At 71.0% G+C, this 25,643-nt stretch carries 27 protein-coding genes; 12 read left to right on the top strand and 15 right to left on the bottom strand.

The features are described from left to right. The first annotated feature begins 180 nt into the window (after positions 1–180). From Q7X29_RS16675 to Q7X29_RS16650, 6 genes are read left to right on the top strand one after another with little or no spacing between them, the layout of a single operon-like run. Positions 181–957 carry a GntR family transcriptional regulator gene (locus Q7X29_RS16675; RefSeq protein WP_316574647.1) on the top strand — a complete coding sequence of 259 codons (777 nt, stop codon included), beginning with the start codon at positions 181–183 and terminating at the stop codon, positions 955–957. Continuing rightward, on the top strand, positions 958–1,185 hold the full coding sequence (locus tag Q7X29_RS16670; protein ID WP_019046727.1) for a 4Fe-4S dicluster domain-containing protein: 228 nt from the start codon (positions 958–960) through the stop codon (positions 1,183–1,185). A 17-nt stretch (positions 1,186–1,202) separates the two neighbouring features. Beyond that, the gene (locus Q7X29_RS16665) at positions 1,203–2,633 is read left to right on the top strand and encodes an ABC transporter substrate-binding protein (protein WP_316574646.1); all 1,431 of its coding nucleotides are present in this window, start codon (positions 1,203–1,205) and stop codon (positions 2,631–2,633) included. Next, positions 2,630–3,511 (top strand): ABC transporter permease, encoded by an 882-nt coding sequence (locus Q7X29_RS16660; RefSeq protein ID WP_316574645.1) that lies wholly within the window; start codon positions 2,630–2,632, stop codon positions 3,509–3,511. The genes Q7X29_RS16665 and Q7X29_RS16660 overlap by 4 nt, the downstream gene beginning before the upstream one ends. Beyond that, complete coding sequence (locus Q7X29_RS16655; protein WP_316574644.1) at positions 3,508–4,251, top strand: ABC transporter ATP-binding protein; 744 nt, start codon at positions 3,508–3,510, stop codon at positions 4,249–4,251. Before Q7X29_RS16660 ends, Q7X29_RS16655 begins: the two co-directional genes overlap by 4 nt. Beyond that, complete coding sequence (locus Q7X29_RS16650) at positions 4,248–6,983, top strand: fumarate reductase/succinate dehydrogenase flavoprotein subunit (protein ID WP_316574643.1); 2,736 nt, start codon at positions 4,248–4,250, stop codon at positions 6,981–6,983. Before Q7X29_RS16655 ends, Q7X29_RS16650 begins: the two co-directional genes overlap by 4 nt. Here the strand turns inward: Q7X29_RS16650 and Q7X29_RS16645 are convergent. Next, the gene (locus Q7X29_RS16645) at positions 6,964–7,251 is read right to left on the bottom strand and encodes a hypothetical protein (protein WP_316574642.1); all 288 of its coding nucleotides are present in this window, start codon (positions 7,249–7,251) and stop codon (positions 6,964–6,966) included. The two genes, Q7X29_RS16650 and Q7X29_RS16645, sit on opposite strands and share 20 nt — an antisense overlap. 59 nt (positions 7,252–7,310) lie before the next feature. Here Q7X29_RS16645 and Q7X29_RS16640 point away from each other — a divergent pair, with 59 nt between their 5' ends. Next, positions 7,311–8,564 carry a serine hydrolase gene (locus Q7X29_RS16640; RefSeq protein WP_218717439.1) on the top strand — a complete coding sequence of 418 codons (1,254 nt, stop codon included), beginning with the start codon at positions 7,311–7,313 and terminating at the stop codon, positions 8,562–8,564. A 46-nt stretch (positions 8,565–8,610) separates the two neighbouring features. Here the strand turns inward: Q7X29_RS16640 and cynR are convergent, their stop codons facing one another. Genes cynR through Q7X29_RS16625 form a run of 3 tightly spaced genes read right to left on the bottom strand, consistent with a single transcriptional unit; the run spans position 8,611 to position 10,455 of the window. Further along, a complete protein-coding gene (cynR, locus tag Q7X29_RS16635; protein ID WP_218717438.1) occupies positions 8,611–9,495 on the bottom strand; it encodes a transcriptional regulator CynR in 885 nt (294 codons plus the stop codon). 52 nt (positions 9,496–9,547) lie between these two features. Then, a complete protein-coding gene (locus Q7X29_RS16630) occupies positions 9,548–10,132 on the bottom strand; it encodes an NAD-dependent epimerase/dehydratase family protein (protein ID WP_218717437.1) in 585 nt (194 codons plus the stop codon). 41 nt (positions 10,133–10,173) lie between these two features. Next, complete coding sequence (locus Q7X29_RS16625; RefSeq protein WP_218717450.1) at positions 10,174–10,455, bottom strand: hypothetical protein; 282 nt, start codon at positions 10,453–10,455, stop codon at positions 10,174–10,176. 278 nt (positions 10,456–10,733) lie between these two features. On the opposite strand from Q7X29_RS16625, the gene Q7X29_RS16620 reads away from it, so the two are divergent. Continuing rightward, the gene (locus tag Q7X29_RS16620; protein WP_316574641.1) at positions 10,734–10,880 is read left to right on the top strand and encodes a hypothetical protein; all 147 of its coding nucleotides are present in this window, start codon (positions 10,734–10,736) and stop codon (positions 10,878–10,880) included. Between the two features lie 68 nt (positions 10,881–10,948). Here Q7X29_RS16620 and Q7X29_RS16615 read toward each other — a convergent pair whose 3' ends face one another. Beyond that, entirely contained in the window at positions 10,949–11,593 is a 645-nt protein-coding gene (locus Q7X29_RS16615; RefSeq protein ID WP_316574640.1) for a response regulator transcription factor, read from the bottom strand. Then, complete coding sequence (locus Q7X29_RS16610) at positions 11,590–12,753, bottom strand: sensor histidine kinase (RefSeq protein WP_316574639.1); 1,164 nt, start codon at positions 12,751–12,753, stop codon at positions 11,590–11,592. The genes Q7X29_RS16615 and Q7X29_RS16610 overlap by 4 nt, the downstream gene beginning before the upstream one ends. A 93-nt stretch (positions 12,754–12,846) precedes the next feature. Here Q7X29_RS16610 and Q7X29_RS16605 point away from each other — a divergent pair, with 93 nt between their 5' ends. Next, on the top strand, positions 12,847–13,395 hold the full coding sequence (locus Q7X29_RS16605) for a hypothetical protein (protein WP_316574638.1): 549 nt from the start codon (positions 12,847–12,849) through the stop codon (positions 13,393–13,395). 57 nt (positions 13,396–13,452) lie between these two features. Here the strand turns inward: Q7X29_RS16605 and Q7X29_RS16600 are convergent, their stop codons facing one another. The 8 genes from Q7X29_RS16600 to Q7X29_RS16565 are packed head-to-tail and all read right to left on the bottom strand — an operon-like array spanning position 13,453 to position 21,030. Continuing rightward, positions 13,453–14,397, bottom strand: a complete 945-nt coding sequence (locus Q7X29_RS16600; RefSeq protein WP_316574637.1) for an ABC transporter substrate-binding protein — start codon at positions 14,395–14,397, stop codon at positions 13,453–13,455. After that, a complete protein-coding gene (locus Q7X29_RS16595) occupies positions 14,394–15,113 on the bottom strand; it encodes a class II aldolase/adducin family protein (protein ID WP_218717432.1) in 720 nt (239 codons plus the stop codon). Before Q7X29_RS16595 ends, Q7X29_RS16600 begins: the two co-directional genes overlap by 4 nt. A 16-nt stretch (positions 15,114–15,129) precedes the next feature. Then, on the bottom strand, positions 15,130–16,299 hold the full coding sequence (locus Q7X29_RS16590; RefSeq protein ID WP_316574636.1) for an LLM class flavin-dependent oxidoreductase: 1,170 nt from the start codon (positions 16,297–16,299) through the stop codon (positions 15,130–15,132). Beyond that, positions 16,296–17,396, bottom strand: a complete 1,101-nt coding sequence (locus Q7X29_RS16585) for an LLM class flavin-dependent oxidoreductase (RefSeq protein WP_316574635.1) — start codon at positions 17,394–17,396, stop codon at positions 16,296–16,298. The genes Q7X29_RS16590 and Q7X29_RS16585 overlap by 4 nt, the downstream gene beginning before the upstream one ends. Then, positions 17,393–18,418 carry an ABC transporter substrate-binding protein gene (locus Q7X29_RS16580; RefSeq protein WP_316574634.1) on the bottom strand — a complete coding sequence of 342 codons (1,026 nt, stop codon included), beginning with the start codon at positions 18,416–18,418 and terminating at the stop codon, positions 17,393–17,395. Before Q7X29_RS16580 ends, Q7X29_RS16585 begins: the two co-directional genes overlap by 4 nt. Beyond that, a complete protein-coding gene (locus Q7X29_RS16575; RefSeq protein ID WP_218717428.1) occupies positions 18,415–19,179 on the bottom strand; it encodes an ABC transporter ATP-binding protein in 765 nt (254 codons plus the stop codon). Before Q7X29_RS16575 ends, Q7X29_RS16580 begins: the two co-directional genes overlap by 4 nt. Then, positions 19,176–19,991 carry an ABC transporter permease gene (locus tag Q7X29_RS16570; protein ID WP_316574633.1) on the bottom strand — a complete coding sequence of 272 codons (816 nt, stop codon included), beginning with the start codon at positions 19,989–19,991 and terminating at the stop codon, positions 19,176–19,178. The genes Q7X29_RS16575 and Q7X29_RS16570 overlap by 4 nt, the downstream gene beginning before the upstream one ends. 1 nt (position 19,992) lies before the next feature. After that, entirely contained in the window at positions 19,993–21,030 is a 1,038-nt protein-coding gene (locus Q7X29_RS16565; protein WP_316574632.1) for an NrtA/SsuA/CpmA family ABC transporter substrate-binding protein, read from the bottom strand. 213 nt (positions 21,031–21,243) lie between these two features. Between Q7X29_RS16565 and Q7X29_RS16560 the strand changes: the two genes are divergently transcribed. The 3 genes from Q7X29_RS16560 (at position 21,244) to Q7X29_RS16550 (ending at position 24,501) form a co-directional block, all read left to right on the top strand. After that, on the top strand, positions 21,244–21,996 hold the full coding sequence (locus tag Q7X29_RS16560; protein WP_316574631.1) for an IclR family transcriptional regulator: 753 nt from the start codon (positions 21,244–21,246) through the stop codon (positions 21,994–21,996). An 87-nt stretch (positions 21,997–22,083) separates the two neighbouring features. Further along, the gene (locus Q7X29_RS16555) at positions 22,084–23,517 is read left to right on the top strand and encodes an MDR family MFS transporter (RefSeq protein WP_316575372.1); all 1,434 of its coding nucleotides are present in this window, start codon (positions 22,084–22,086) and stop codon (positions 23,515–23,517) included. A 120-nt stretch (positions 23,518–23,637) separates the two neighbouring features. Beyond that, positions 23,638–24,501 carry a class I SAM-dependent methyltransferase gene (locus tag Q7X29_RS16550; RefSeq protein ID WP_316574630.1) on the top strand — a complete coding sequence of 288 codons (864 nt, stop codon included), beginning with the start codon at positions 23,638–23,640 and terminating at the stop codon, positions 24,499–24,501. Positions 24,502–24,504: 3 nt separating this feature from the next. On the opposite strand, the gene Q7X29_RS16545 is transcribed toward Q7X29_RS16550, so the two are convergent. Beyond that, a complete protein-coding gene (locus Q7X29_RS16545; protein ID WP_316574629.1) occupies positions 24,505–25,512 on the bottom strand; it encodes a hypothetical protein in 1,008 nt (335 codons plus the stop codon). Positions 25,513–25,643: the final 131 nt, after the last annotated feature.

Raw genomic sequence — 25,643 nt, 5'->3', positions numbered from 1 at the left:
CGACATTGCGATCGACGTGATCCGAATGTCGCCCGCACCGGCCGGGGTGGCGCAATGCCGCCGCGTGGTCCGATCGCCGCAGGTCCCGGCGACGGTCACCCGGCGTAGAAACATCCCCTGAATTCGGGCCCGACGCACGACGGGCCCCGGGCCCCATAGCGGCCGCTATCGTCGCTGTTCATGCAGGTCAGCGAGAAAACGGCAGCCGCAGAACCCACTCCGATTCGAGGCCAGCGCGCCGATCGGGCGCGCCGGGTGGCCGACATCCTGCGCCACCAGATCCTGGCCGGCGCGGTGCAGGGCGCGTTGCCCGGCGAGCAGGAGCTCGCCGCCGAGCACGACACCTCCCGCAACACCATCCGCGAGGCGCTGGCCCTGCTGCGTGCCGAGGGCCTCATCGATCGCGCGCCCAAGGTCGGCACCCGCGTCGCCGCCCGCAAGTACGACCACGGCCTCGACGCCCTGCTCGGCCTGCAGGAGACGCTCACGGAGCACGGCACCGTCCGCAACGAGGTACGCGCGGCCACCCACATCACCGCTCCCCCGGCCGTCGCGCGCAGGCTCGAGGTGGCACCCGGCGATCGCGTCGTCTACATCGAGCGGCTGCGATTCCTCGCCGACCTGCCGCTGAGCCTGGATCTCACCTATCTCGCGCCCGACGTCGGCGACGCGGTGCTGGCCAACGATCTCGCGACCACCGACGTGTTCGTGCTGCTCGAGCAGGTCACCGGTCAGTCGCTCGGCGCGGCCGACCTCGCCCTGGAAGCGGTCGCCGCCGACCCGCACACCGCGACCACCCTCGACACCCCCGCCGGCGCTCCCCTGCTGATGCTAGAGCGCCTCACCCATCTCGACGACGGCAGACCCGTCGACCTCGAATACATCCGCATGCGCGGTGACCGCATCACCATGCGCGGCAGCCTCACCCGCAGCGCACCCGAATGGAAGGTCCTCTAGATGGCACTCGTCCCCCAGCGTGCCGACGTCCCCGTGACGATCGACGAATCGCTGTGCATCACCGGCTGCACCTTGTGCGTCGACATGTGTCCACTCGATTCCCTTGCCATTCACGAGGATTCGGGCAAGGCCTACATGCACGTCGACGAATGCTGGTACTGCGGGCCGTGCGCGGCCCGCTGCCCGACCGGCGCCGTCACCGTCAACATGCCCTATCTGCTCCGCTGAACCCGGGAAATCCACGCATGAAGATCACTCGTCTCGTCCCCGCCGCGCTCGCGCTCGCGCTCACCGCGACGGGCTGCTCGCTCGAAAGCACCGACGCCGCACCGGCGGGCACCGTCAAGGTCGTCGTCGGGTACCAGTCCAAGACCATCAACACCGTCACCGCGGGCACCCTGCTCGAGGCGCAGGGCTACCTCGAGCAGCGGTTGCAGAAGATCACCGACGCCGGTGGCGCGAAGTACCAGGTGGAGTGGCAGGACTACGACACCGGCGCGCCGATCACCGCGCAGATGGTGGCCGAGAAGATCGATATCGGCTCGATGGGCGACTACCCGTTGCTCATCAACGGTTCCCGCACCCAGGCCAACGAGCGCGCCCGCACCGAGCTGGTGTCGATCACCGGCTACCACCCCAAGGGCGCGCTGAACATGGTGGTGGTGCCGAATGATTCACCGGCGCGCTCGCTCACCGATCTGGCGGGCCAGAAGATCTCGGCCAGTGTCGGTTCGGCGGGCCACGGCACCTTGGTGCAGGCGCTGAGCCGGGCGGGTATCGACCCGACCGAGGGCGTGGAGGTGCTCAACCAGCAGCCGCAGGTCGGCGCGACCGCGCTGGAATCGCATCAGGTCGGCGCACTCTCGCAGTTCGTGGCATGGCCGGGTCTGCTGGTGCAGCAGAACAAGGCCAAACTGCTCTACGACGGCGCCGAGCTGAACGTGCCCACCTTCCACGGCGTGGTCGCCCGCCGCGCCTACGCCGCCGACCACCCCGAGGTACTGCAGGCCTTCCTGGCCGCGCAGCTGGACGCGACCGCGTTCCTCAACGAGAAGCCTTTCGAGGCAGCCGATCTCGTCGCAAAGGGCTCGGGCCTGCCGCAGGAGGTCGTCTACCTCTACAACGGCCCCGGCGGCACCAGTTTCGACACCACTCTCAAGGCCGACCTCGTCGCCGCGTTCAAAGACGATGTGACGTATCTGAAGTCGATCGGCGATTTCGCCGACCTCGATATCGACGCGTTCGTCCAGGACGGACCGCTGCGCAAGGCCTTCGCCGAGACCGGGCGCGGCGACTACGACACCGCCCTGGCGTCGCGGGTGAACCCGAGCAAGATCACCGGGACCGACCCGATCTGCGCGGTGCCCGTGACCGATCCGGCGCTGGCCGGGGAGATCTGGGTCGACGGCGCGGACAAGCCGCAGCCCGCCGCCAACCCGGCCTGCCTGCTGCGAGCGGTGCAGGCCGCCAAGGCCCAGGGCAAGAGAATCCGGGCGGTCTACCTCCCCGACGCCGAACTGGGCACCCGCTGGTTCGCCGACAAGGCGATCTGGCTGCGCGACGGCGACCGGTACCTGCCGTTCACCACGCAGGCCGCCGCCGACCGCTATCGCGCCGCCCATCCCGCCGCCGCGCCGATCGCCTACGACCAGGCCGTGACGGAAGTCCGCGGATGAGTACGGTTTCCGGGCCGCTCGTCGCGGCCGCCGGTGACGACACCGTCCTGGCGGCCGGTGCCGCGCCCCGGCATCAGGACGACATCGACGCCACCACCGGCCGATCGGTGTGGATCTCGCGGACGATCCGGGTCGCCTCGGTGCTGGCGGCGATCGGCTTGTGGCAGCTGCTCACCGCGGGCGATGTCCGCGCGGGCCTGCGCTTCGACACGCTGCCGACGGTGACCGAGATCGTGGCCGAGTTCGGCGAGCACCTCGGTACCGGGCAGTACTACCTCGATGTCGCGCAGTCGCTGATCCGCATCGTCACCGGATTCGGGCTGGCCGCGGTGGTCGGCGTGCTGGCCGGCATCGGCCTGGGCCGCTCGCGGCTGCTGGCCGACGTCTTCGGTCCGCTGGCCGAACTCGTGCGCCCGATCCCGGCCATCGCGCTGGTGCCGGTGGCGATCCTGCTGTTCCCCAGCGACGAGTCCGGCATCGTGTTCATCACCTTCACCGCGTCGCTGTTCCCGGTGCTGGTGAGCACCCGCCACGCCACCCGGGCGCTGCCGACCATCTGGGAGGACGCGATCCGCACCCTCGGCGCATCTCGGCGCGAGGTGCTGACCAGGGTCGTCGTACCCGGCATCCTGCCCGGGGTGTTCAGCGGCCTCTCGGTGGGCATGGGCGTGGCCTGGATCTGCCTCATCTCCGCCGAGATGATCTCCGGACGGCTCGGCATCGGCTACCGGACCTGGCAGTCCTACACCATCGTCGACTACCCCGCCGTGTTCGTCGGCATGATCACCATCGGCGTGCTCGGCTTCCTCACCTCCGGAATCGTCGAACTGGCAGGCCGCCGGGTCACCCGCTGGCTGCCGAGAGAGGTCGCGTCATGACCACGACCACCGCCGCGCCCGCCGTCTCGGTCGGCATGCGGCTGAGCCTGGAATCGGTGCGGATCAGCTACGGCGCCAAGACCGTCGTGCGCGGCATCGATCTCGACATCGCGCCCGGCGAGATCCTGGTCCTGGTCGGCAAATCCGGCTGCGGCAAGTCGACACTGCTGCGCGCGATCGCGGGGCTGCGCCGTCCCAGCGGCGGCGTCATCCGGGCCGACGCGGACACCGTCACCGGTCCCTCGGCCGATCGCGCGCTGGTGTTCCAGGACGACGCGCTGCTGCCGTGGCGCACCGCACGCGCCAATGTCGAACTGGCCCTGCGGCTTCGGGGCGTGGGGCGCGGTGAGCGCGCGATCCGCTCGCAGCGCTGGCTCGACGAGGTCGGGCTCACCGGCTACGCCGACTACCTGCCGCGCGACCTGTCCGGCGGCATGCGCCAGCGGGTGCAGCTGGCCCGCAGCCTGGCCGGCTCGCCGCGCGCGGTGCTGATGGACGAGCCGTTCGGCGCGCTCGACAGCCAGACTCGCGCGGAGATGCAGCGCCTGCTCGTCGACACCTGGCGCGCGCATCCCACCACCATCGTTTTCGTCACCCACGACCTCGACGAAGCCCTGCTGCTCGGCGACCGGATCGCCGTCCTCGGCGACGGTGCGCTGCGCGCGCTCGTCGAGGTGCCCGACCCGCGTGAGCCGGTGGACCGGCAGGCGCTACGGGACCGAATCCTGGAGTCACTGTGAACATTCCCGACCTGTCCGATCGCGTCCGGCTCGACTGTGACGTCCTGGTCGTCGGCGGCGGCACCGCGGGCACCATGGCCGCGCTCACCGCCGCGGAGTCCGGGGCGAACGTGCTGCTGCTGGAGAAGGCGCACGTGCGGCACTCCGGCGCGCTCGCCATGGGCATGGACGGGGTCAACAACGCCGTCATCCCGGGCAAGGCCGAACCGGAGGACTACGTCGCCGAGATCACCCGGGCCAACGACGGCATCGTCGACCAGCGCACCGTCTATCAGACCGCGACCCGGGGTTTCGCCATGGTGCAGCGGCTCGAACGCTATGGCGTGAAGTTCGAGAAGGACGAGTACGGCGAGTACGCCGTGCGCCGGGTGCATCGGTCCGGGTCCTACGTGCTGCCGATGCCCGAGGGCAAGGACGTGAAGAAGGCCCTGTATCGCGTACTGCGCCAGCGCACGATGCGCGAGAAGATCCGGATCGAGAACCGGCTGATGCCGGTGCGGGTGCTCACCGACAACGGGCGGGCGGTGGGCGCGGCCGCGCTGAACACGCGCACCGGCGAATTCGTCGCCGTCGGCGCGAAGGCGGTCATCCTGGCGACCGGTCCGTGCGGCCGCCTCGGATTGCCCGCCTCGGGCTATCTGTACGGCACCTACGAGAACCCCACCAACGCCGGGGACGGCTACGCGATGGCCTATCACGCCGGCGCCGAGCTGTCGGGCATCGAATGCTTCCAGATCAACCCGCTGATCAAGGACTACAACGGTCCCGCCTGCGCCTACGTCGCGAATCCGTTCGGCGGCTACCAGGTCAATGCCGAGGGCGAGCGGTTCGTCGACTCCGACTACTGGTCGGGGCAGATGATGGCCGAGGTGAAGCAGGAGATCGAATCCGCGCGCGGGCCCATCTATCTGAAGGTCTCGCACCTGCCCGACGAGACGCTGTCCACCCTCGAATCCATCCTGCACACCACCGAGCGACCCACCCGCGGCACCTTCCACGCCAATCGCGGCCACGACTACCGCACCCACGACGTAGAGATGCACATCTCCGAGATCGGCTTGTGCGGTGGGCATTCCGCCTCGGGTGTCTGGGTGGACGAGAACGCGCGCACCACGGTGCCCGGCCTGTACGCGGCGGGTGATCTGGCGTGCGTGCCGCACAACTACATGATCGGCGCGTTCGTCTACGGCGATCTCGCCGGCGCGCACGCGGCGTCGACGCTGACCGAGGTCGCGGCGCCCACCGACCTGCCCGAGGACCAGCTGGCCGACGCGCACGAACTCGTCTACCGGCCCCTGCGGCAGCCGGAGGGCCCGCCGCAGCCGCAGGTCGAATACAAGCTGCGGCGTTTCGTGAACGACTATGTGGCACCCCCGAAGACCGCGGCCAAGCTGTCGATCGCGGTGGAGACCTTCGCGCGGATGCGCGGCGAGGTCGAGGGCATCGGCGCGCGCACACCGCACGAGCTGATGCGGGCCGCCGAGGTCTCGTTCATCCGGGATTGCGCGGAGATGGCGGCGCGCAGTTCGCTGACCCGCACCGAATCCCGCTGGGGTCTCTATCACGACCGGGCCGATCTGCCCGAGCGCGACGACGAATCGTGGAACTTCCACCTGAACCTGCGCAAGACCGCGGCGGGCGAGATGGAGTTCGTGAAGCGGTCGGTCGCGCCGTATCTGGTTCCCGTGCCCGGACTCGACGAGGTGCCCTCGGCCGTGCCGATCGTCGAGGTGATCGCCCAGCCCGAGCTGGTCGGCACCCGGGCGCCGCAGCACGACGCGCCGACGCGCAGTCAGCCGGTCGCCGCCTCGCCGTCCTCGCCCCGGCTGGTCACCCTGCTCGCGCTGGATTCCCCTGCGGTCGACGACGTGTCGAGCTATCTCGGCGATCCGGATCCGGTGGTGCGGGTAGCGGCGCTGTCGGTGCTCACCGAGAACACCCCGGACGGATTCGCCGACGAACTGGTGCGGGCACTCGGCGACGAGGCCGCGTCGGTGCGCCGGGCCGCCACCGAGAGTTTGCGCGAACTGGTGGAGGTGCTGCCGGGCGCGGGCGCGCTGGCCGGGCATCTCGGCTCCCCCGATCCGCTGGTGCGGGCGACGGTGGTCGATCTGCTGCGGGCGTTGCGCGCGGGCACGGCGGCGGAATACCGTGCGGCGCTCGGTGATCCCGATCATCGCGTGCGGATCGAGGCGGTGCGGGCGCTGGTGTCGCTCGACGACGCCGGGGCGGTGGCCTCCATCGCCGGTGATGTCAATCGCGAGGTGCGCATCGCCGTCGCTCACGGTCTGGCGTCGATCGGCGCGGGGGGCGTCGAGGTGATCCGGGTGCTCCTCGGCGATCCCGATCCGCTGGTGCGGGCGGCCGCGCTGACGGCGTACGCGGCACTGGGCACCGAGCCCGCCGATGACACCGAACTGGCTGCCGCGCTGCGGCATTCGGCCTGGCAGGTGCGCGTCGGCGCGGCGCGCGGCCTCGCTGGCGCCGCACCCGAAGCGGCCGTACCGCCGCTGACCGAGGCACTCGCCGACCGGCACCTCGACGTCCGCAAGGCGGCGGTGCTGGCGCTGGCGACCTGGCCGGCCGACAGCGCGGCCGTGGACGCGCTCGAGACCGCCATCGCCGACCCCGACGCCGACGTCCGCGCCTACGCCCGGCGAGCCGTGGTCGCGGCGGGCCGCGCTCCGGGCGAACCGCCCCGGGCCGCCGTGCTCACCGAAGCGCGCGCGTGACCGGCACCGGATCGGGACCGGGCCGGAGCGCCGCTACGGCACGGTTTCCGGTCGGCACCGGGCGCCGGGCGGGTCGGCCCTCGGGATCGACCGGCGCCGGGTCGGTCCGGGCCAGGCAGGGCCGCCCCACCCCGACGACACCGGGCGACGTGCGCGCCTCGGCGACACGCGACGCCGCTGCGGCGTCGGGGCCGTTGGTGACCGGCCCGGCGTTCGGTCCACCCGCGGTTTCCATCGAGCCGATCTCACCGGCATCTGCCCAGTTCACAGGCCCGCGGTGCCCGCGTCACAGTGTCGGTGATCCGCGGCGTCGATAGGCTGGGTCGCATGAGCGCACTCCCTGCCACGTTGGTGCCGGTCGCCGAGGACCTGGACACGGTGACCACGATCGGCCACGAGGACGACCCCATCGAGGCCGGCACGTCCGCCGTGGCGGTCGCGCGGCTGTGGGATGCGGTGCGCGACTGGTACGCGCTGGGAACTTCGCCGGCGATCCAGGTGTGCCTGCGACGCAACGGCAGGATCGTGCTGAACCGGACGATCGGTCACGGGTGGGGCAACGCGCCGAGGGACGCTCCCGACGCCGAGAAGATCCTGGCGACACCGGACACCCCGTTCTGTGGCTTCTCCACCGCGAAGGGCGTCGCCGCGACGGTGATGTCCATGCTGGTCGAGCAGGGCGCGTTCGCGCTCGACGACCGGGTGTGCGACTACATTCCGGAGTTCGCCGCGCATCGCAAGGACAGGATCACTATCGGTGCTGTGCTGTCGCATTCGGCGGGGGTCCCGTTCATCACGCCGCCCTACCGGGGCAGCGAGGTCGTGCCCGACGAGGATCTTGCCGTCGCGGCGCTCGCCGATCTCGTGCCGAGCTGGCCGCCCGGCCGCTTCCGGGTCTACCACGCGCTGACCAGCGGCCTGATCCAGCGACTGCTGGTCCAGCGGGCGACCGGCAAGCGCATGCGCGAGCACCTCGCCGAGCAGGTCCTGATCCCGTTCGGCTTCCGCTGGAACAACTTCGGCGTCGACCCGGCCGATCTCGACAAGGTCGTGCCGAGCGTGAAGACCGGTCCGCCACCGTCGCGGCTGTCGCTGTTTCTCGCGCGCAAGGCGCTGGGCGGGCGGATGGACAAGGCGTCCAAGGCCGACAACGACGCGTTCCTCACCGCCGAACTGCCCTCCGGCAACCTGGTGACCACCGCGTTCGAACTGTCCCGCTTCTACGAAATCCTCACGCGGGGCGGCGAACTCGACGGCATCCGGATCATCGACCCCACTACGCTCGCCGACGCGATCCGGCCGGCCGACCGGATTCCCGGTGCGGCGGGCCGGGTCAGCCGCGCAGGCTTCGAGTTGGGCGGTCGCCGATCGAAATTCGGCCGCGACACCCGATTCCACTTCGGCCGTAGCGGTCTGACGACCCAGTACGGCTGGGCCGACCCCGAACGCGGCCTCGCGGGCGCGATCCTCACCAGTGGCAAGGCCGCCACCGACACGAACCGCCCCTGGCAGCTGGTCACGCAGATTTCCGACACCTTGCCGCGCCTGGATCGCGCACCGGAGTGGCTGCGTCTCAGGTGAGCTGTAGCTCCCGATACGCGGTTCTCACAGTTCGATGTGATGGCTTCTATGGCATGGCGGTGACGTCCTCGGCGATCGCGGCGAAGGCGCGGGCGGCCGCCGAGTGATAGACCGTGCGGCGGCGCAGCAACTCCACCGTCCGGCTCGGGAGCGCGGGCACGAGCGCGACCGGGCGCAGGTCGGGGTGGGCGCGAGCGATGGCATCGGGCAGGACGGTGCCGAGCGTGCCCCGCCGGGTGAACTCGACCAGCGCGCTGATCGAATTCGCCTCGATCGCGACACGCGGGGCCACGTCATGGTCGGCGAGGTAGCCGTCGATATGGACGCGGGTCGCGAAATCGCGGCTGAGCAGCGCCAAGGGCTGGACCGCCAGATCGGCGATCGGCAGCGGCCCCGCGTGCGTGGCGAGGGCGTGGTCCGCGCCGACCACCAGGCTCAGGTGCTCGGTGAACAGGGCTGTGGCGTCGATCCCCGCCGTGTGGGTGCCACTGAACGCGATGCCGAGATCGATGGCGTCGGCCAGCAGGTCCTCTTCCAGCCGATCCTGAGTGGTCTCGGTAACCGACACGGTGACCATCGGATGCGCGCGGTGGAACCGATCCATCAGCGGACCGATGAGATAGGCGGTGAGCGTGGGCGTCATCGCCACCCGCAGGTGCCCCCTGGTCAGGTCCTGCACGTCGTGAACGGCGCGCTCCCCGGCTTCGAGGTCGCGCAACGCGTTACGCGCGTGTTCGGCGTACACCAGGCCGGCGTCGGTGAGGGTTACCGTCCGGCCGGAACGGTCGAGCAGCTGCACATCGAGCAGCCGCTCGAGCTGCTTGATCTGCTGGGACAGCGTCGGCTGGGAGATGTGCAGCGATTCGGCGGCCCGGGTGAAGTTCCCGTGGTCGGCGACGGCGAGCAGGTACCGGATATGACGCAGCTCCATGGCCATCATGATAGATAGCTTCTATCGAACCGCCGCAGGTCTGCGCGTTCGTCTATTGCGGCTCGGCGACGACCACCGTCCCGGTGGGCGCGTCGAGCAGTGCGACCGTGCGCGCGGCGGCCGCGTCGACGTGGACGCGCGGATGCTGCGGCGGGGTCGACTCGTAATACGTTCCGGGACCGTAGAACTGGCCGTAACGCAGCACGACACCACCCGCGCCGAGCACTGCGGCCTCGTGCGCGGCGATCACCGCGCCGCGGCCCGCGGGCGGCTGCCAGGCGATGCTCTGGGCGAGAAAGCGCTCCGCGCCGGCGGAGGCGGCCGCGGCCAGCAGATTCGCGGTGCCTTCGGTGCGGATGCGCGCGTTCGCCTCGCCGGAGCTCGCCAGCTCGGCGACATCGTCGGGGAGGTCGGTGAGCTGGTGCATGACCAGATCGGGCGCGAAGGCGGTGACCGCCGCGGCCAGGCCGGGCGCGTCGTAGACGTCGTGCACGATCGGTTGGGCTCCGACGGTGCGGATCGCCGCCGCCTTGCCAGGGGAGCGCGTCAGGCCGGCTACCTCATGGCCCGCGCCGATCAGCAACGGCAGCAATCGCGTTCCGATGACGCCCGTGGCGCCGGCGAGGAAGATACGCACGCCCCGACCCTAGCCGGGGCCGCGCGCCACGGGGCCGGTGGTCAGGCCCCGATCACGGCGTTCATGATCGTGCCCGCACTGGTCGCCACCGCGCCGCCCGCCATGGCGCTGGCGATCATCTTCGGCGACTGCAGACCGCCGCCGCTCCACTTCTCCCAGGCGAACCGGCCGCCACCGTAGGTGATGGCGGTGACGCCGGACAGCAGGATCATCCAGGTGAAGTACCGGCCCAACTGCAAGATCTTCTCCGCCATCGGCGGGGCTTCCGGCGTGGGATTGCCGACCTGCGCGAGAACAGCGCCGTCCAACACAGCCAGGATCATGCTCACGATCGTGCTCCTTCGTCGGATGTTCGTGGTGAAGCCGATGTCGAGAACTCGTGACGCGGTAGAACCCCAGATCCATTGAACATTCAACCTCAGGCCGCTTCGATGGGGTAGCCGACACTCCGCGACGATCATGACCGGCGTCACACTCGTCGGGCCGTGTCACCGTCGCGCCGTGCCCCTACTATCGACAGCGCGGGGCTTGTCCGGAATCGGCGCGACGAGGCGCTGACCACCACCTTCATCGCATATCTACCGTACCGCGAGGAGGGCACATGGCTTTCCTGATTTCCTTGATCGTCGCGTTTCTTCTGGTGACCGCAGCAGTGGTCGTGGCTTCCTACGCCACCGTCTCCCTGACCTATTGGTTTGAATCTCGACGGATCCGTCACGATCGGACGGACCCACACCCCGCACGCTGATCACCGCCCCGCCGACCCCGATGCCCCCGCGACCGACACCGGTCCGCGGGGGCATCGCCGTAGCGCGGTCAGGACGGTTCCAGCCCCGCCTGGGTGGCGATCACCGCGGCTTGGACGCGCGATTGCACACCGAGTTTGGTCAGCACCCGCGAGACGTGGGTCTTCACGGTGGCTTCGCCGATGTGCAGGCGGCCGCCGATCTGCTGGTTCGACAGCCCGGCCCCCAGACCGGCGAGCACCTGTCGTTCGCGGTCGGTGAGGGCGGACAGGTCCGGCGGCGGCGCCTGTGTCGTCGCCGGGGGCAGCGCGGCGATCACCGCGCGGGTCACCTTCGGGTCGAGCACCGCGTCACCGTCGGCGACGGCGAGGACGGCACGCACCAGCTCGTCGCCACCGACGGATTTGAGCAGGAAGCCACTCGCGCCCGCCGCGAGCGCGCCCAGGACGTAGTCGTCGATGGCGAAGGTGGTGAGCACCAGGACCTTCGCGTCCGTCTCGGCGACGACCGCCGCGGTGGCCTCCAGCCCGTCGACGCGCGGCATGCGCACGTCCATCAGCACCACGTCCGGACGCAGCGCGCGGGTCTGGCGGAGCGCGGCGACACCGTCGCCGGCCTCGCCGACGACCCGGATCTGCCCGGACGACTCGAGCAGCATGGTGATCCCGGCCCGGATCGTGGCGTGATCGTCGGCCACCACCACCGTGACCGTCATCGCTCCCCCAGCGGCAGCCGCGCGCGCACGCGCCAGATGCCGTCCTCGGCGCCCGCGGTGAGAGTGCCGTCGATCGATTCGGCGCGGAAGATCATGTTGCGCAATCCGTTTCCTTCCCCCTCGGGCCGACCCGGCGGGATCGGATTCGCGGCTGTCACGACCACCCGGCCCGCGTCGCGGCGCACGTCGATGGCCAGTGGCGCGCCCGGCGCGTGCTTGGTCGCGTTCGCGATCGTCTCGCTCAGGATGCGGGTGAGCACCGCTTCCACGGCGGTGGACAGCGGCAGGTCGGGTTGGCGTCGCAGGGTCACTGTCCCGCCCGCCGCCTCGGCGGCATCGATCAGCCCGTCTAGGGAGGAGAGCCGCGCCGTGACGGCGGTGTCGCCGGGGGAGGTCAGCAGGTCGATCGTCGCGCGCATCTCGTCGAGCGCGGCCAGGCTGCCCGCGCGGATCGATTGCAGGACGGCGGTATCACCGGGCTTCTTCTGCGCCACCTCGGCCAGGATCGCGACCGCCGAGAGGTGACCGGCGACGGTGTCGTGCAGGTCCCGGGCGACCCGTCTGCGTTCGTCACCGAGCGCGGCCGACCGCTCGGCGTCGCGTGCCGCGAGTTCGGCTCTGGCCGCGGCGCGTTCGACCCCGACCATGCGGCGCGAGGCCCGCACCGACCGGGCGTAGCCCACCGGTGACCAGGTGATCGCGACACCGATCAGCACGGTGTAGATGGCCGCCCTGAGCCCCAGCACGGTCAGCGCCAGCAGAGCTCCGCCCGCGGTCACCGCGAGCGCGAACCCGGCGACCACCGCGCCGAGCCGATCCGATCCGGTGCTGACGGCCAGGTAGATCACGTCCGACAGCGCGATCCACAGTGGCAACGACGGTCCGAGAACGAAGTCACCGGCCAGCAGCACGACCATCAGCCCGAAGGCCAGGCCGGGCCTGCGTTGCGCGGTCAGCTGGATCGCGAAGGCCGCGCACAGCAGCGCCAGCTTCGCGGCGGCCGGATACAGATCGCGATCCATCACCACCGGCCAGCCGCCGGCGACCCACAACAGCACCCCGACCAGGAACACCCCGACGGCGGCCGCGGTCGCGGTGTCGAACACCGCCACGAGCCGGGACAGGGACGGGCGGGCAGCGGGCATGCCCCATTTCAGCACACCGCGACCGCGCCTCGGGTCCCCCGAAAGGTGGACCACACCCGCGCCGTCAGCGGGACGACGACGCACCGGTGGGCCCGGCACAGTAGGGAAATGGACGCATTGAACAACCCCGTACTGCTGACGATCGCCGCGTGCGAGGTCGGTTTCTGGGTGCTGGTGGTGGGTGGTCTGCTGCTGCGCTATGTGGTGCGGCTGCGCCGCGCGGGCCTGGTGACGCTGGCGCTGGTTCCGGTGCTGGACGTGGTCCTGGTGGTCGCGGTGGCCATCGATCTGCACCGCGGCGGCGAGGTGGGTTTCGCCCACCGGCTGGCCGGCATCTATCTCGGCTGCACGGTGATGTTCGGGCATCGGCTGATCGAATGGCTCGACGCGCGCTTCGCCTACCGCTTCGCCGGTGGACCGCCGCCGGTGAAGGTGCCGAAGTACGGTCCCGAACGCACCCGCAAGGAGTGGGCCGACTTCGCGCGCTGGCTCGGCGCGGCGGCCATCGCCGGCGCGCTCACACTGGCGCTGAGCTACACGGTGGCCGACGCCCAGCAGCGCGAGCAACTCATGGGCGTGTTCGGTTCGCTCGGGGTGATCACCGTGATCTGGCTGCTCACCGGACCGGTGTGGGTCACCGGCTCCCAGCGCGACTGACCCACACCGACCGATGCCCCGGGACTGATTCGGTTCCGGGGCATCGTCGGCTCGGGCTCAGACCGCGGCGGGCGCCTTCTCGGCCAGGATCTCCCCGATCCACGGCAGGACCGCCGAGCGCACGTCGACCGCGCGCGGGAGCAGACCGTTGGCGGCGAGCAGGTCGGCGGCGCGCTGCTGTTCGTCGAGGAACTCCTCGCTCACCGGGTGCACGCCGAACGGGCGGCCGCGCAGCGCGGCTTCCCAGGCGTCCAGGTCGGCGGGCAGGTCGCGAGACCGCGCGTCGTCGACGAAGTATTGCGCCGCCGCGCGCGGGTTGGCGACGATCCAGGCGTCGGACTCCTGCAGCGCGGCCAGCACCGCCTCGACCGCGGCCCGGTTGTGCTCGGCGAGATCGCGGCGGGTGAACCACAGCGACGGGTGACTGAACACCGACGCGGTGTCGACCAGCGTGGTCAACTCCGTGGCGGCCTCGACCTCCCGCAGGCCGGGATAGGTGCCGACCCAGGCGTCGAGTTCCCCGGACAGCAGCGCGGCGCCGCCACCGCGCACGTCGACGTCGACGGGCTCGACATCGGCCCAGCTGAGCCCGACCTGGTCGAGGGCGAACAGCAGCAGTGTGGTCTGCCACGAACCGTGCGCGATGCCGACCCGCTTGCCCTTCAGGTCGGCGGCGGTGGTGATGCCGCTCGCGGCGGTCGCCACCAGCCTGCCGTTCTCCACCCGCGGGCCGGAGATGCCGAGGTAGACGATGTCGCGCTGATTGGCCAGCGCGGTCAACGGCGGGGTGAAGCCGGTGCCGATGATGTCGTAGCCGCCTTCGGTGAACAACCAATCCGAGTGCTCGCCGGGCAGACCGGTCGTGGGGTCGACGCGCTCGGCCTGCGGCAGGGCGCGCAGATCGACCCACTCGACGTCGGGGATCGCGCGCTCCAGGATGCCCCGGTGGCGCAGGACGAACAGCGAGTTGTTGTGCGGGAAGTACCCGACGCGCAGGCTCATCGGGCGTCTCCGATCAGGCCGAGCCGACGGGCCTCCTCGGCCAGGCCGCTCCGGTGCCACTGCACCGCGAGATTGGAGGGATCGAATTCGACCGAGCCGCCGAGGGTTTCGGCGATGGCCTGATACTGCGCGCCCTCCTCGAGCAGGACGACGAACTCGGCCAGTTCCAGCAGTCCGGCCCGGCCGAGCACATTGGCACCACCGTTGGCCTCGAAGATCGCGACCAGGTGCGGGTCGGTCTCGAGCTTGTTCAGGATGAACTCGCCCGCCCCGATGGTGCGGTCGATGTGCGGCGGGATCTCCCGCGACAGGGTCAGCCGCTGGGAGGCGGCGTAGCGGATCGGCAGGGTGCGATGGGTCTGCGCCCAGCCACCGAGCCACGGGGTGTGGATGTGCACGACGGAGGTGATCTCCGGATGCGCGCGGAACACCTCGGCGTAGCCGGTCACGAAACCGGCGGATCCCTTGCCGGACAGCACGTGCCCGTCGAAGGTGGCGACGACGGGTTCGACGGTGCGCTCGGCCGCCCACGGGCCGGGCTCGTTGAGCGCGACGGCGATCTCCTCGCCCGGCACCCGCTCGACGAAGTTGACAGTGCCGTTGCCGGTGACGGTGCCGGTCTCGCGGAACACCCGGAACGCGGTCTCGGCGTCGCGGGTCGCCGCCGCGACGAAGGCCGCGACGGCCTCCGGCAGACGGGTTTCGGTGGTGGTCATCGAAGGACTCCTGTGGTTATCGGACCGTCGCGAGGACGGTGTCGGTGGACGGGGTGGTGAGCCGGGATCGGCCGAGCAGGGGCAGCACTTCCTCGCCCACCCGGTAGGCCTCCTCCAGGTGCGGGTTGCCCGCGAGGATGAAGGCGTCGACGCCGAGGTCGATGAGTTCGTCGAGCCGCTGCGCGACCTGCTCGTAGCTGCCGACGAGACCGAAGGCGGGTCCGCCGCGGATAAGGCTGAAGCCGCACCAGACATTGGGCTGGACTTCCAGATCGCGGTAGCCGGTGATGGTCTCGGGCACCCAGCCGGCGATCCTGGCCGCGCCGACCGAGTCGCCCTGGGCGGCGCGGTTGGCGGCGTCGCGGTCGACGAAGGCCCAGCCCTTCTCGATCTCGGCCCAGGCCGCTTCCTCGGTGTGCCGGGCGACGACGTCGACGCGGACCGCGAACTTCGGTGTACGGCCGAGTGTTTCGGCGTTACGCCGGACACCGTCGAACTTGGCGCGCAGGTCCGCGAACGGCTCGAGCCAGGACAGGTAGTAGTCGGCGTGGCGGCCCGCGGCGGCCACCGCGGCGCCGGAGGACCCCGAGAAGTACACCTCGGGGAAGGGCTGCCCGGCCAGACCGGACGGCAGCGCGGCCCCGGCGGTGCGGAAGAAGCGACCGTCGTGGTCGAACGGTTCGCCGTCCCACACACCGCGCAGGACGTCGAGGAATTCGCTGGTGCGCGCGTAGCGGTCGTCGTGGGACACCTTGTCGCCCCACCACAATTGCGCCGGTCCCCCGCCGCCGCTGATGATGTTGTAGACCAGCCTGCCGCCGGTGGCGCGCTGCAGGCTCGCCGACATCCTGGCCGCCTGCACCGGGTGCAGGAACCCGGGCTGGAAGGCGACCATGAAGCGGTAGGTGGTGGTCTCGGCGGCCAGCGCGGACGCCACGGCCCACGGATCGTCGGTCACCGGGAACGACGGGAGCAGACCGCCGAGGAAGCCCGCCGATTCGGAGGCCTTGGCGACGGCGGCGACGTGGTCGAGATAGCTGTACTCGTCCAGGGCGCCGCCGCGGATGGCGGGGGCGAGATTGCCGGGACCGTAGCCGCCGGCGTTGCCGCGGTTGTAGCGGCGCGGGGTACGCAGGGAGGCGTGGTCGCCTTCCATGCCGATGCGCCAGTAGACGTCGATGGTCATGCGGTGAGCTCCTGCGCGGTGCTGAGGGTGCGGCCTGCCGGGTCGGCGAGGAACAGCAGGTGTTCGCCCGCGCGGTGGATCTCCTCGATCTGCGGATGACCGGACAGCACGAAGCTCTGCACGCCGGCGAGCTCGTAGACCGACAGCTGACGGGCCACCTGTTCGTAGCTGCCGACCAGGCCGATGCGCTGCCCGTAGCCGAGCGCGTCGAAGCCGGCCCAGCGGCCGTCGCCGAGAGCGTGCGCGGCCGCGGAATCGGTGCGGCCCAGCTCCTCCCACTGACGGTGCACGCGCGCCCAGGCCTCGTCCTCGGTCTCCCTGGCGATGATCGGCAGGTCGAGCGCCACCCGGACCCGGCGGCCCACGGCGGCGGCCCGCTCCCCCAGTTCCGCGGCGGCGCGGGAGATCCCGTCGAGTTCCTCGCCGAAGACGTGGACGTCGCCGTGCGCGGCCGACAGCTCCAGCGCGGCCGCCGAGGTGCCGCTCAGATGGACCGTCGGGAACGGCAGGCCGGACAGGATGCCACGGAACCCGCCGTCGACCACGTCGTAGTACTGCCCCGCGTATTCGAACCCGGTGCCCGCGAATCCGGCCGCGCCGACCTCGGTTTCGTTCCACACCCCGCGGGCGACGGTGAGGAACTCCGCGGCGCGCCGGTAGCGCTGGTCCCCGCCGACCTGGTCGCCGCGCGAGCGGGCCTCGGCGTCGTCGGTCTCGACCGCGAGCCGCCAGTTCAGCCTGCCCCGCGAATGCCGCTGCAGCGTGGCCGAGATCTTGGCCGCGTACACCGGTGTGCCGAAGGCGGGCTGGAATTCGACGGTGACCCGCGCGTAGCGGGTCGAGCGCAGCGCGGCGCCGGCGACGATCCAGGATTCCTCGCCGAGTGGATCATAGGGCGCGAGTACGCCGTCGAAGCCGTTGAGTTCCGCGGCGTCGACGATCTGGGCGAGATCGTCGAACGGGCCGAACCGGCCGGGTCGCACATCGGTGGCCTCGGTGCGCGGCGCCTGCGGCCCGAATCCGCCACGACCGCGCAGCGCGGGGACGGCGCGGCGACCGTCGCCCCGACTGGGCAGGGTCCAGACGAACTCGGTCATGCGGGCACCCGCTCGGCGGCGACGAGTTCCTTCGCCCGGGCCAACGGCTCGGCGGCGACCCAGGATTCGAGGTCGAAGTCCGCGGCCAGGAAGCCGTGGGCGTAGAGGAACTGCTTCTGCACGCCGAGCAGTTCGATGCGTTCCTCGCTCAGCGACGGGTGCAGCCCACGATGGAACTCGTCGCCGTAGGCGGCGACGACACCCTCGGGGCCGGACAGCGTTTCGCGTTGCAGCACCGCGCGGACCCCGTCGAGGTCCCCGGCGGCCCAGTCGGCGGCGCGCAGGCTCTGCGCGAGGAAGCCGACGACGACCTCGGGCCGGGATTCGAGCAGGTCCGCGTGCACCGTGATCGGTCGCGGGGTCCCGTTGTTGACGCGCAGGTGCTTGGTGGCCGAGGCGTCCAGGTCGACCGCGACGCGCAGCCCGTGCTCCCGCGCGACCTCCTGCGCGCGGGCGCCCTTGACGTAGACGGCGTCGACCGTGCCCGCCAGCAGTTCCTCGACACCCCAGGTGGTGGACCGGCGGGCCGACGGGATCGCGGTGCGTACCTGCGGATCCCGGTCGACGTCGAGTTCGGTGACGCGCACGTCGGCCAAGGTCAGCCCGGCCGGGCGCAGCGCGTTGGCGAAACCGTGCAGTGCCATCGCCCGCGGGAAGCTGCGGGCCTGGTCCTGCGCCCAGGCGGGCACGCCGAGCCGCAGTCCGGCCAGGCCCGCCGCGTCGGTGACCGGCGAGTCGGGGCCGACGAGGATCGCCTGGGATTCGTCGATCCAGGTCAGGCCGATCAGCCGGGTGGGCGAGCCCTGCGCCCGGGCCGCCAGCGCGGGCACGTTGCCGCCCTCGCGGATCAGTCCGGACAGATCGTGCAGGAAGTGGTGGCCGGCGAGTTCGGGGCCCGCGTCCTGCAGGACACCGAAGTCGAGGCCGGCGCTCGCGGCGGTCTCGCCGAGCCAGCCGAGGCTGTGCGCGAGACCGCTCGCGGTCGGCACGGGGCAGCGGGTGTACCACAGGGTTTCGGTCATGACAGGCTCCTGATGTGTGGTCCGACGCCGAGTTGGGCGAGGAATTGCGTTCGGTAACCGAGGGTTTCGGGTGCCGCGTGGTCACGCGGCCGGGGCAGGTCGATGGCCTCGTCGACGGCGAACCGACCGTGGTCGAGGATGATCACCCGGTCGGCGAGCCGGATCGCCTCGTCGACGTCGTGGGTGACCATGAGGACGGCGGGGCGGTGCCGGGCGACGAGATCGCCGACCAGGTCCTGCATCTGGAGCCGGGTCAGCGCGTCCAGCGCGGCGAACGGCTCGTCGAGCAGCAGCAGTTCCGGTTCCCGGACCAGGGCCCTGGCCAGGGCGGCGCGCTGGGCCTCGCCGCCGGACAGAGTGGCGGGCCACTGGCCCGCCTTGCCGTCGAGGTGCACTTCGCTCAGGGCCCGCAGACCCGCTTCGCGCTGCGCTTTGGTGCGGCGCAGACCGACGAGCACATTGGCCAGCACCCGCTTGGACGGGATCAACCGGGGCTCCTGATAGACCGTGGTGCGGCGCGGCGGCACCAGCACCTCCCCGGCATCGGGCACCTCCAGGCCGGTGAGCAGGCGCAGCAGCGTGGTCTTGCCGGTGCCGCTCGGACCGAGCAGCACGACGAACTCGCCGCGCCGGATGGTCAGGTCGACGCCGTCGAGCACCGTCTTGTCGCCGAAGGCCTTGCGCAGCCCGGTGATCGAGACCGCCACCGGCGCCTGCTGATCGACCGCAGGCTCGACGGGCGCGGCCGCTGTCGTGGTCATCGGATCGCCACCTGCTTGCGCCAGGGCATCGCGTAGCGTTCCGCGAGCCGTACGAGTGCGTCGAACACCAGACCGAGCAGCGCGTAGAGCACGACGCACAGCACCATGTAGTCGGTGCGGTTGTATTCCTGGGCCAGCGTCACCAGATAGCCGACGCCCTCCTGCGTGCCGACCTGCTCGGCGGCGATGAGGCCGGTGATGCTGATCGACAGGCAGATCCGCAGCGCCATCAGGATGCCGGGCAGCGCGGCGGGCACGATCACCTCGGCGACCAGCCGGGTGCCGGTGAGTCCGAAACTGCGCGCGGCCTCGACCATCTTGCGGTCGACATTGCGCACGCCCAGATAGGTGTAGGCATACATCGGAGCGGTGGTCGCCACCGCGATGAGCAGCACCTTGTAGAGCTCGTCGATACCGAACCACGAGATGAACAGCGGGACCAGCGCGAGGAAGGGCACCGCACGCACGATCTGCATCGTCGAGTCGACCAGTTCCTCGCCGAGGCTCGACAGCCCCGACAGCAGCCCGAGCACCAGGCCCACCGAGACGCCGATCGCGACGCCGGCGGCGGCCCGGCCGAAGGAGGCCAGCGCGAAGTCGATCAGCCGGCCGCCGTCGAGCAGTTCCAGCAAGGCCGCCCAGACCGCGCCGGGGCTCGCGATCACCCGGGGCGAGATCGCCCCGCTCGCCGAGCCGACCCACCAGGCCGCCACGACGGCCGCGGGCAGCGCGGCACGCAGGCCGAGGGACAGCCACCGGGGACGCTGCCCGGTGACCCGGGCCAGCGGCGGCGCCAGTTCGAGGGTGGTCATGTCACTTTTCCTTCAGTGTTGCCAGCTGCTCGGGGCTGAGCTTGGAGCGCAGGTCGTAGAAGATGTCGGCGGCGGTGATCCGACGGCTGATCACGCCGTTGTCGGCGAAGGTGTTCACCACGTCGGCCAGGGCGGCGGCGTCGGATTCGGCGGGCAGGCGCGGCACGGTGACCTCGGAGCCCACCCGCACGGCGTCGGCGAGGCGGTCACCGGTCAGCGCGCGCGGACCGGTCTTGTCGAAGACGTTTTCGAAGTCGGCGGGCGCGGCCTTCTGCTCGGCGGTGAGTCCCTGCAGCACTTCCAGGTACTTGGCGGCGACGTCCGGGCGCTGCTCGAGGACCTCGGTGCGGAACACGACCACGGTGTTGTCGTGCGAGCCGATGGCCTTCTCGGTGACGATCTCGCGGGCGCCGGCGGCCTTGGCCTCCTGGTAGGGCACCAGGAACGAGGCCCAGGCGTCGACCTTGCCGGTGGCGAAGGCCGAGGCGGCGTCCTTCTGCTGCAGCGGGACCCTGGTCACCTCGTCGGCCGGAATGCCGGCCTGTGCCAGGGCTTTCAGGGTGATGTACTCGCCCTTGCCCGCGGGGTTGACCGCGATCCGCTTGCCGACCAGCCCGGCGACCGAGGTGACCCCGGACTCGGGGGTGACGACGATGCCGCTCTGATCCTGACCGGCGGGATCGGCCACGGCGACGATCTTGACGCCGACGTCCTTGGACAGCGCCCCCACGACGGGGCTGAACGCGGCGCCGGAGACGTCGAGCTCCTCGGTGTTGAACAGTTTCAGCATCGAGCTGAAACCCGGTGTGGTGCTGACCCATTGGATCTTCGCGCCGAGCGGAGCCAGGGCCGCGTCGAAAGTGCCGTCGCGCTTGCCGACCGCGAGCGGTCCGGTATTGCCCGGATCGGTGACCTTGAGAACGAACGAGGCCTGCGCGCCCGGTTCGGGCGTGGAGCCGGAGCCACACGCCGCGACGAGGGCGACGACGGGGACGATCGCGAGCGCGATCCTCGAGAAGGCCGGCAGCCTGCGGGACATCGGGGCTCCTGTGTTCGGGGAAGGGCGGGTAGTGCTTTCGCAGCGTAGGAGCGGCCCTGTCGCCGAACGAGGTATGTCTTTCCAATGATCGGAAAGCTTGACAGCCGCCGATCGGGCGATCTATAGCCACTTCCGCGACAGACCCCCATCCCTTTCCGAATATCGGAAAGATGACGAGGCGTCTCGCCGAACCGCTGTGTTACCGTCGGCTCCGTGGAGACCTCCAGCGTGCAGACCGTGACCCGGGCCCTGTCGGTACTCGATTGCTTCCGCGGCGGCGAGGAACGGGGCGTCTCCGAGGTCGCGCGCGCCCAGGGCCTGGCGGTGAGCACCACCCACCGACTGCTCAGCGCCCTCGTGCAGGCCGGATTCCTGGAGAAGGACGCCGAATCGAGCCGTTACCGCATGGGTGGCGCGCTGGCCGAGTACGGGCAGATCGCCTACCGCCAGCACAAGATCTACCTCGCCGAGCCGTATCTCGAGCAGCTCGCGGCCACCACCGGCGCCACCGGGTCGGTCGCCACCCGCCACGGCATCCACGCGGTGTTGCTCGGCACGAGCCGCTGGCGCGAGAGCGACGGGCACGAGCTACAGGGCGTGCGCCTGCCGCTGCACGCGAGCGCGCTCGGCAAGGCACTGCTCGCGTGGTCCGACGTCGACAACGACGAATTGCGTTCCCTTCCTTACGAAGAGGGCACCGAGCGGTCGGTGTCGAACGCCGAGGAGATGCGCGCGGAACTGGTCGCGACCCGGGCCCGCGGCTACGCCTTCAACGACCGGGAGCTCGATCCGGGCTACCGCACCATCGGCATGCCCATCCTCGACCCGCAGGGCCGGTGCCGTTTCGCGCTCGGCCTGCGTGGGCCGGTCGCGCTGATGATCGACGAACGGGTGCCGTTCTTCGTCGAACTCGCCAAGGTGACCGCGGCCGATATCGCCGCCACCTTCGCCGCCGCCGCGGACTGACCGCGCCCCTTGGGTCCGTTCGGGTGCACCCGAATTCCTGGGACGATACTTTGTATTTGTTTAGTTGAGCTCATGAAGGGAGCGGTAGTGGCGACCGATACCGCAGGTCCCGCGGTCGGGCTGCGCTCCGAACGCGGCGCGATCCTGGCCTCGCTGATGATGTCGACGAGTCTGATCGCGCTGGACTCGACGATCATCGCCACCGGCGTCCTGACCATCACCAGCGATCTCGGCGGATTCGCGCTGTTCCCGTGGTTGTTCTCGATCTATCTGCTCACCCAGGCCGTGACGGTGCCGATCTACGGCAAGATCGCCGACACCGTCGGCCGCAAACCGGTGATCCTGTTCGGCATCGCGGTGTTCGCGCTGGGCTCGCTGCTGTGTGGGCTCGCCACGAGCATGGTGGCGCTGATCGCGTTCCGGGCGATCCAGGGCATCGGCGCGGGCGCGATCCAGCCGATGACGATGGTCATCGCCGCCGACCTGTACACCCTGCCCGAGCGAGCCAAGGTACAGGGCTATCTGGCCGGGGTGTGGGCCGGATCGGCGGTGCTCGGCCCCCTGGTCGGCGGCGCCTTCGCCGATTTCGCCAGCTGGCGCTGGATCTTCCTGGTCAACCTGCCGCTGGCGGCGCTGGCCGGGGTGATGCTGCTGCGCAACTTCACCGAGCCGGCCCCGCGCCGGGCGCGCGGACACGTCGACTATCTCGGCGCGGCCCTGCTCACCCTCGGCGCGGGCGCGCTGATCCTCGCGTTGCTCGAGGGCGGCCAGTCGTGGGCGTGGAACTCCCCCGTCAGCCTGGCGCTGTTCGCGGGCAGCGCCGTCGTGCTGGTCGTCGTCGGCGTCGTCGAGCACCGCACCGCGAATCCGATTCTGCCGCTGTGGATCTTCACCCGCCGGGTGGTCGTCGCGGCGAGCGCGGTGTCGATGCTGATCGGCGCGATCGTGCTCGGGCTCACCTCCTATGTCCCGACCTTCGCCCAGGGCGTCCTCGGCACCTCCGCCACCCTCGCCGGCCTCACCGTCGGTGCCCTGACCATCGGCTGGCCGATCACCGCCTCCCAAGCAGGCCGGTTCTACCTGCGACTCGGCTTCCGCACGACCGCGCTCATCGGCAGCGTGATCGCGGTCCTCGGCTGCCTGACGCTGCTGCCGATCGGCGATCACGCGAGTCCGTGGCAGCTCGCGGGCGCCTGTTTCCTCATCGGCGCGGGCATGGGCCTGGTCGCCAACCCGACGCTGATCGCCGCCCAGACCGACGCGGCCTGGTCCGAGCGCGGCGTCGTCACCTCGGCGACCATGTTCGCCCGCTCCATCGGCAGCGCGGTCGGCGTCGCCGTCTTCGGCGCCGTCGTCAACGCGCGGGTCGACGCGGCCGACCGCCCTGACCCCGGCGAACTCGCCGACGCGATCCACCTGGTGTTCGTCACCCTCCTGGCCATGTCGGTCGTCCTGCTCGCCGCCGCGGCCACCATGCCCGGCGCACGGCCCACCGCCCCCGCCGACGTCCAGGTCGACTGATCCCCGCTACGCCGCACGAGCATTCGGTCGCGGCACCGAACCCTCACTGCCAGCGGCCACGACACCCGCGCTAGATACTGGGCCGATCGAACCCGCTCGGCCACACGAGCTCTCGGCGCAGTGCCGAACGATCGGACGCCACCGGCGGAGCTGCGCTGCACCGCCGGGGTGCGCGCCGGTAGGGTCGAGACGGTGTGGGGAACAGGGGATTCGACGGATCCGGCGGGGCGACGGGCGAGTCGGGCGAGGTCGTTCGGGGCGCAGGCCGCGGTGTACGCCGAGCACCGGCCGGACTACGCGGCGGCCGCGATCCGGTGGGCATTGGCCCGGGTCGGGCGGACAGACCCGGTGGTCCTCGATCTGGGCGCGGGCACCGGCAAGCTGACCGACGGATTGCTGGCGGCCGGAGCGACGACCATCGCGGTCGAACCCGATGCGGCGATGCTCGCGGAGCTGGTGCGGCGGTATCCGGCGGTGGGGGCGCTCGCCGGTGCGGCGGAGGCGATTCCGCTGCCCGACGACTCGGTGGACGCGGTGGTCGCCGGGCAGGCGTTCCACTGGTTCGATCAGGACAGCGCGTTCCCCGAGATCGCGCGGGTCCTGCGGCCGGGTGGGGTGTTCGCGGCGTTCTGGAATACCGACGACGACAGCACCGAGTGGGTGGCCGGGCTCCAGCGGATCTCCCGGTCGGCGGTGTCGTTCACCCCGTCCGAGACCGAGGACCAGCTCCCGGCGCATCCACTGTTCACGGCATTCGAGAAGGCGGAGTTCACGCACGCACAGCGACGCACCGCCGAATCGCTGGTCACGACGATCGGCACCCATTCGCACACCGTGGTGATCTCCCCGGAGCAGCGCACCGCGCTGCTCGACCGCATCCGGGACTACCTGCGCGCGACACCGGAGACCGCACAGGGCGAGTTCGACTTCCCGTTGCGTACCGAGGTGATCCGGGCGGTGCTGCGCGGATCACCGCGGCACTGAGCGTCAGCTCGCGCGTTCCGCCAGGCCACGCACCACGTCGACGACCTCGCCCGGCGCGAACTCGACGACCCGGCGTACCCGTGAATTGGCCATGGGCGCCAGGTCGACGACGATCGGCGCGCCCGGGCCCTCCTGCGCGATCGCGGTGATCCGGTCCTGGAGGAAGCCGCCGTCGGGGACGCCGACGCGAATGACGTCACCGACCGTGAGCGCCTCGGCCCGGACCGGGCCGCCGAACGCCGCGGTGGGATCGAAGGTGCCGCAGCGGGTGTGGCCGGTGGTCGCGCCGAGGCCGCGCTCGGCGATGGTCCACCACACCGTCGATTCCGGTTCGCCGACACCGACGCGCGCGTGCCAGGCCAACACCCGATCGCGTTCTGCCTCGGCGGCCGCGCGGGTCTCGTGCAGGGAGACCTGCCTGCGGACCGGGGCGTTGCGGGAACGGGTGGTGCCCGCCGCGCCGTCGATCACCAGGATCCACCGGGCGCCGACGGCGTCGTCGCGGCGGGCCGAGACCCGCTTGGCCAGGGCCAGTCCCGGCGTAGCGCCCAGCTGGTCGGCCGCCTCCTCGATGCTCGCGACGAGCCCGAGCGAGCGCAGCAGCTCGGCCGCCGACAGCTCCGAGGTCCCCAATTCCTGCGCCAGCGCGGTCATCGGCGTGCGCCGGCGCCAGCCGATCCGGGCGCAGTGTTCGTGCCGGGTGAACCACAGCCCGCTGCGGGTGCGGCGGTGCTGATCGACGACCACCGCCCACCAATCCCATTCGGGCTCGGCGACCAGCCTGCCGCGAATCCAGCGTTCCCGCTCGGCCGTGGGCACCCGTTCCTCGGGTGGCACGAAATTGCGGAGGGCGGCGCGCACCGCGGACTCGGTGCGCCCCACCGTCCTCGCGGTGCGCGCCAGGTCGGCCCCCGCGCGCAGATCATCGGCCAGGACCCGGTATTCCGATTCCCGCCAGGTGGTCCCATGCCTGCTCGGTGGCTGCAGATCGCCACGGTCGTCGTCACTCATCCCCGTGCCCCCGTTCTCGCACCGCCCGGCCACACTCGCGCCGGGCTCGTTTGTGTGACCCTTCGACGATACCGGTGGGGTATGACAGAAAACGGTTGTCTGCCAGCGGCTTTCCAGCAAACGGAGGTGGT

Source organism: Nocardia canadensis (assembly GCF_032656385.1).
GTDB lineage: Bacteria > Actinomycetota > Actinomycetes > Mycobacteriales > Mycobacteriaceae > Nocardia > Nocardia canadensis.
This window is presented reverse-complemented; position numbering and strand designations above follow the sequence as displayed.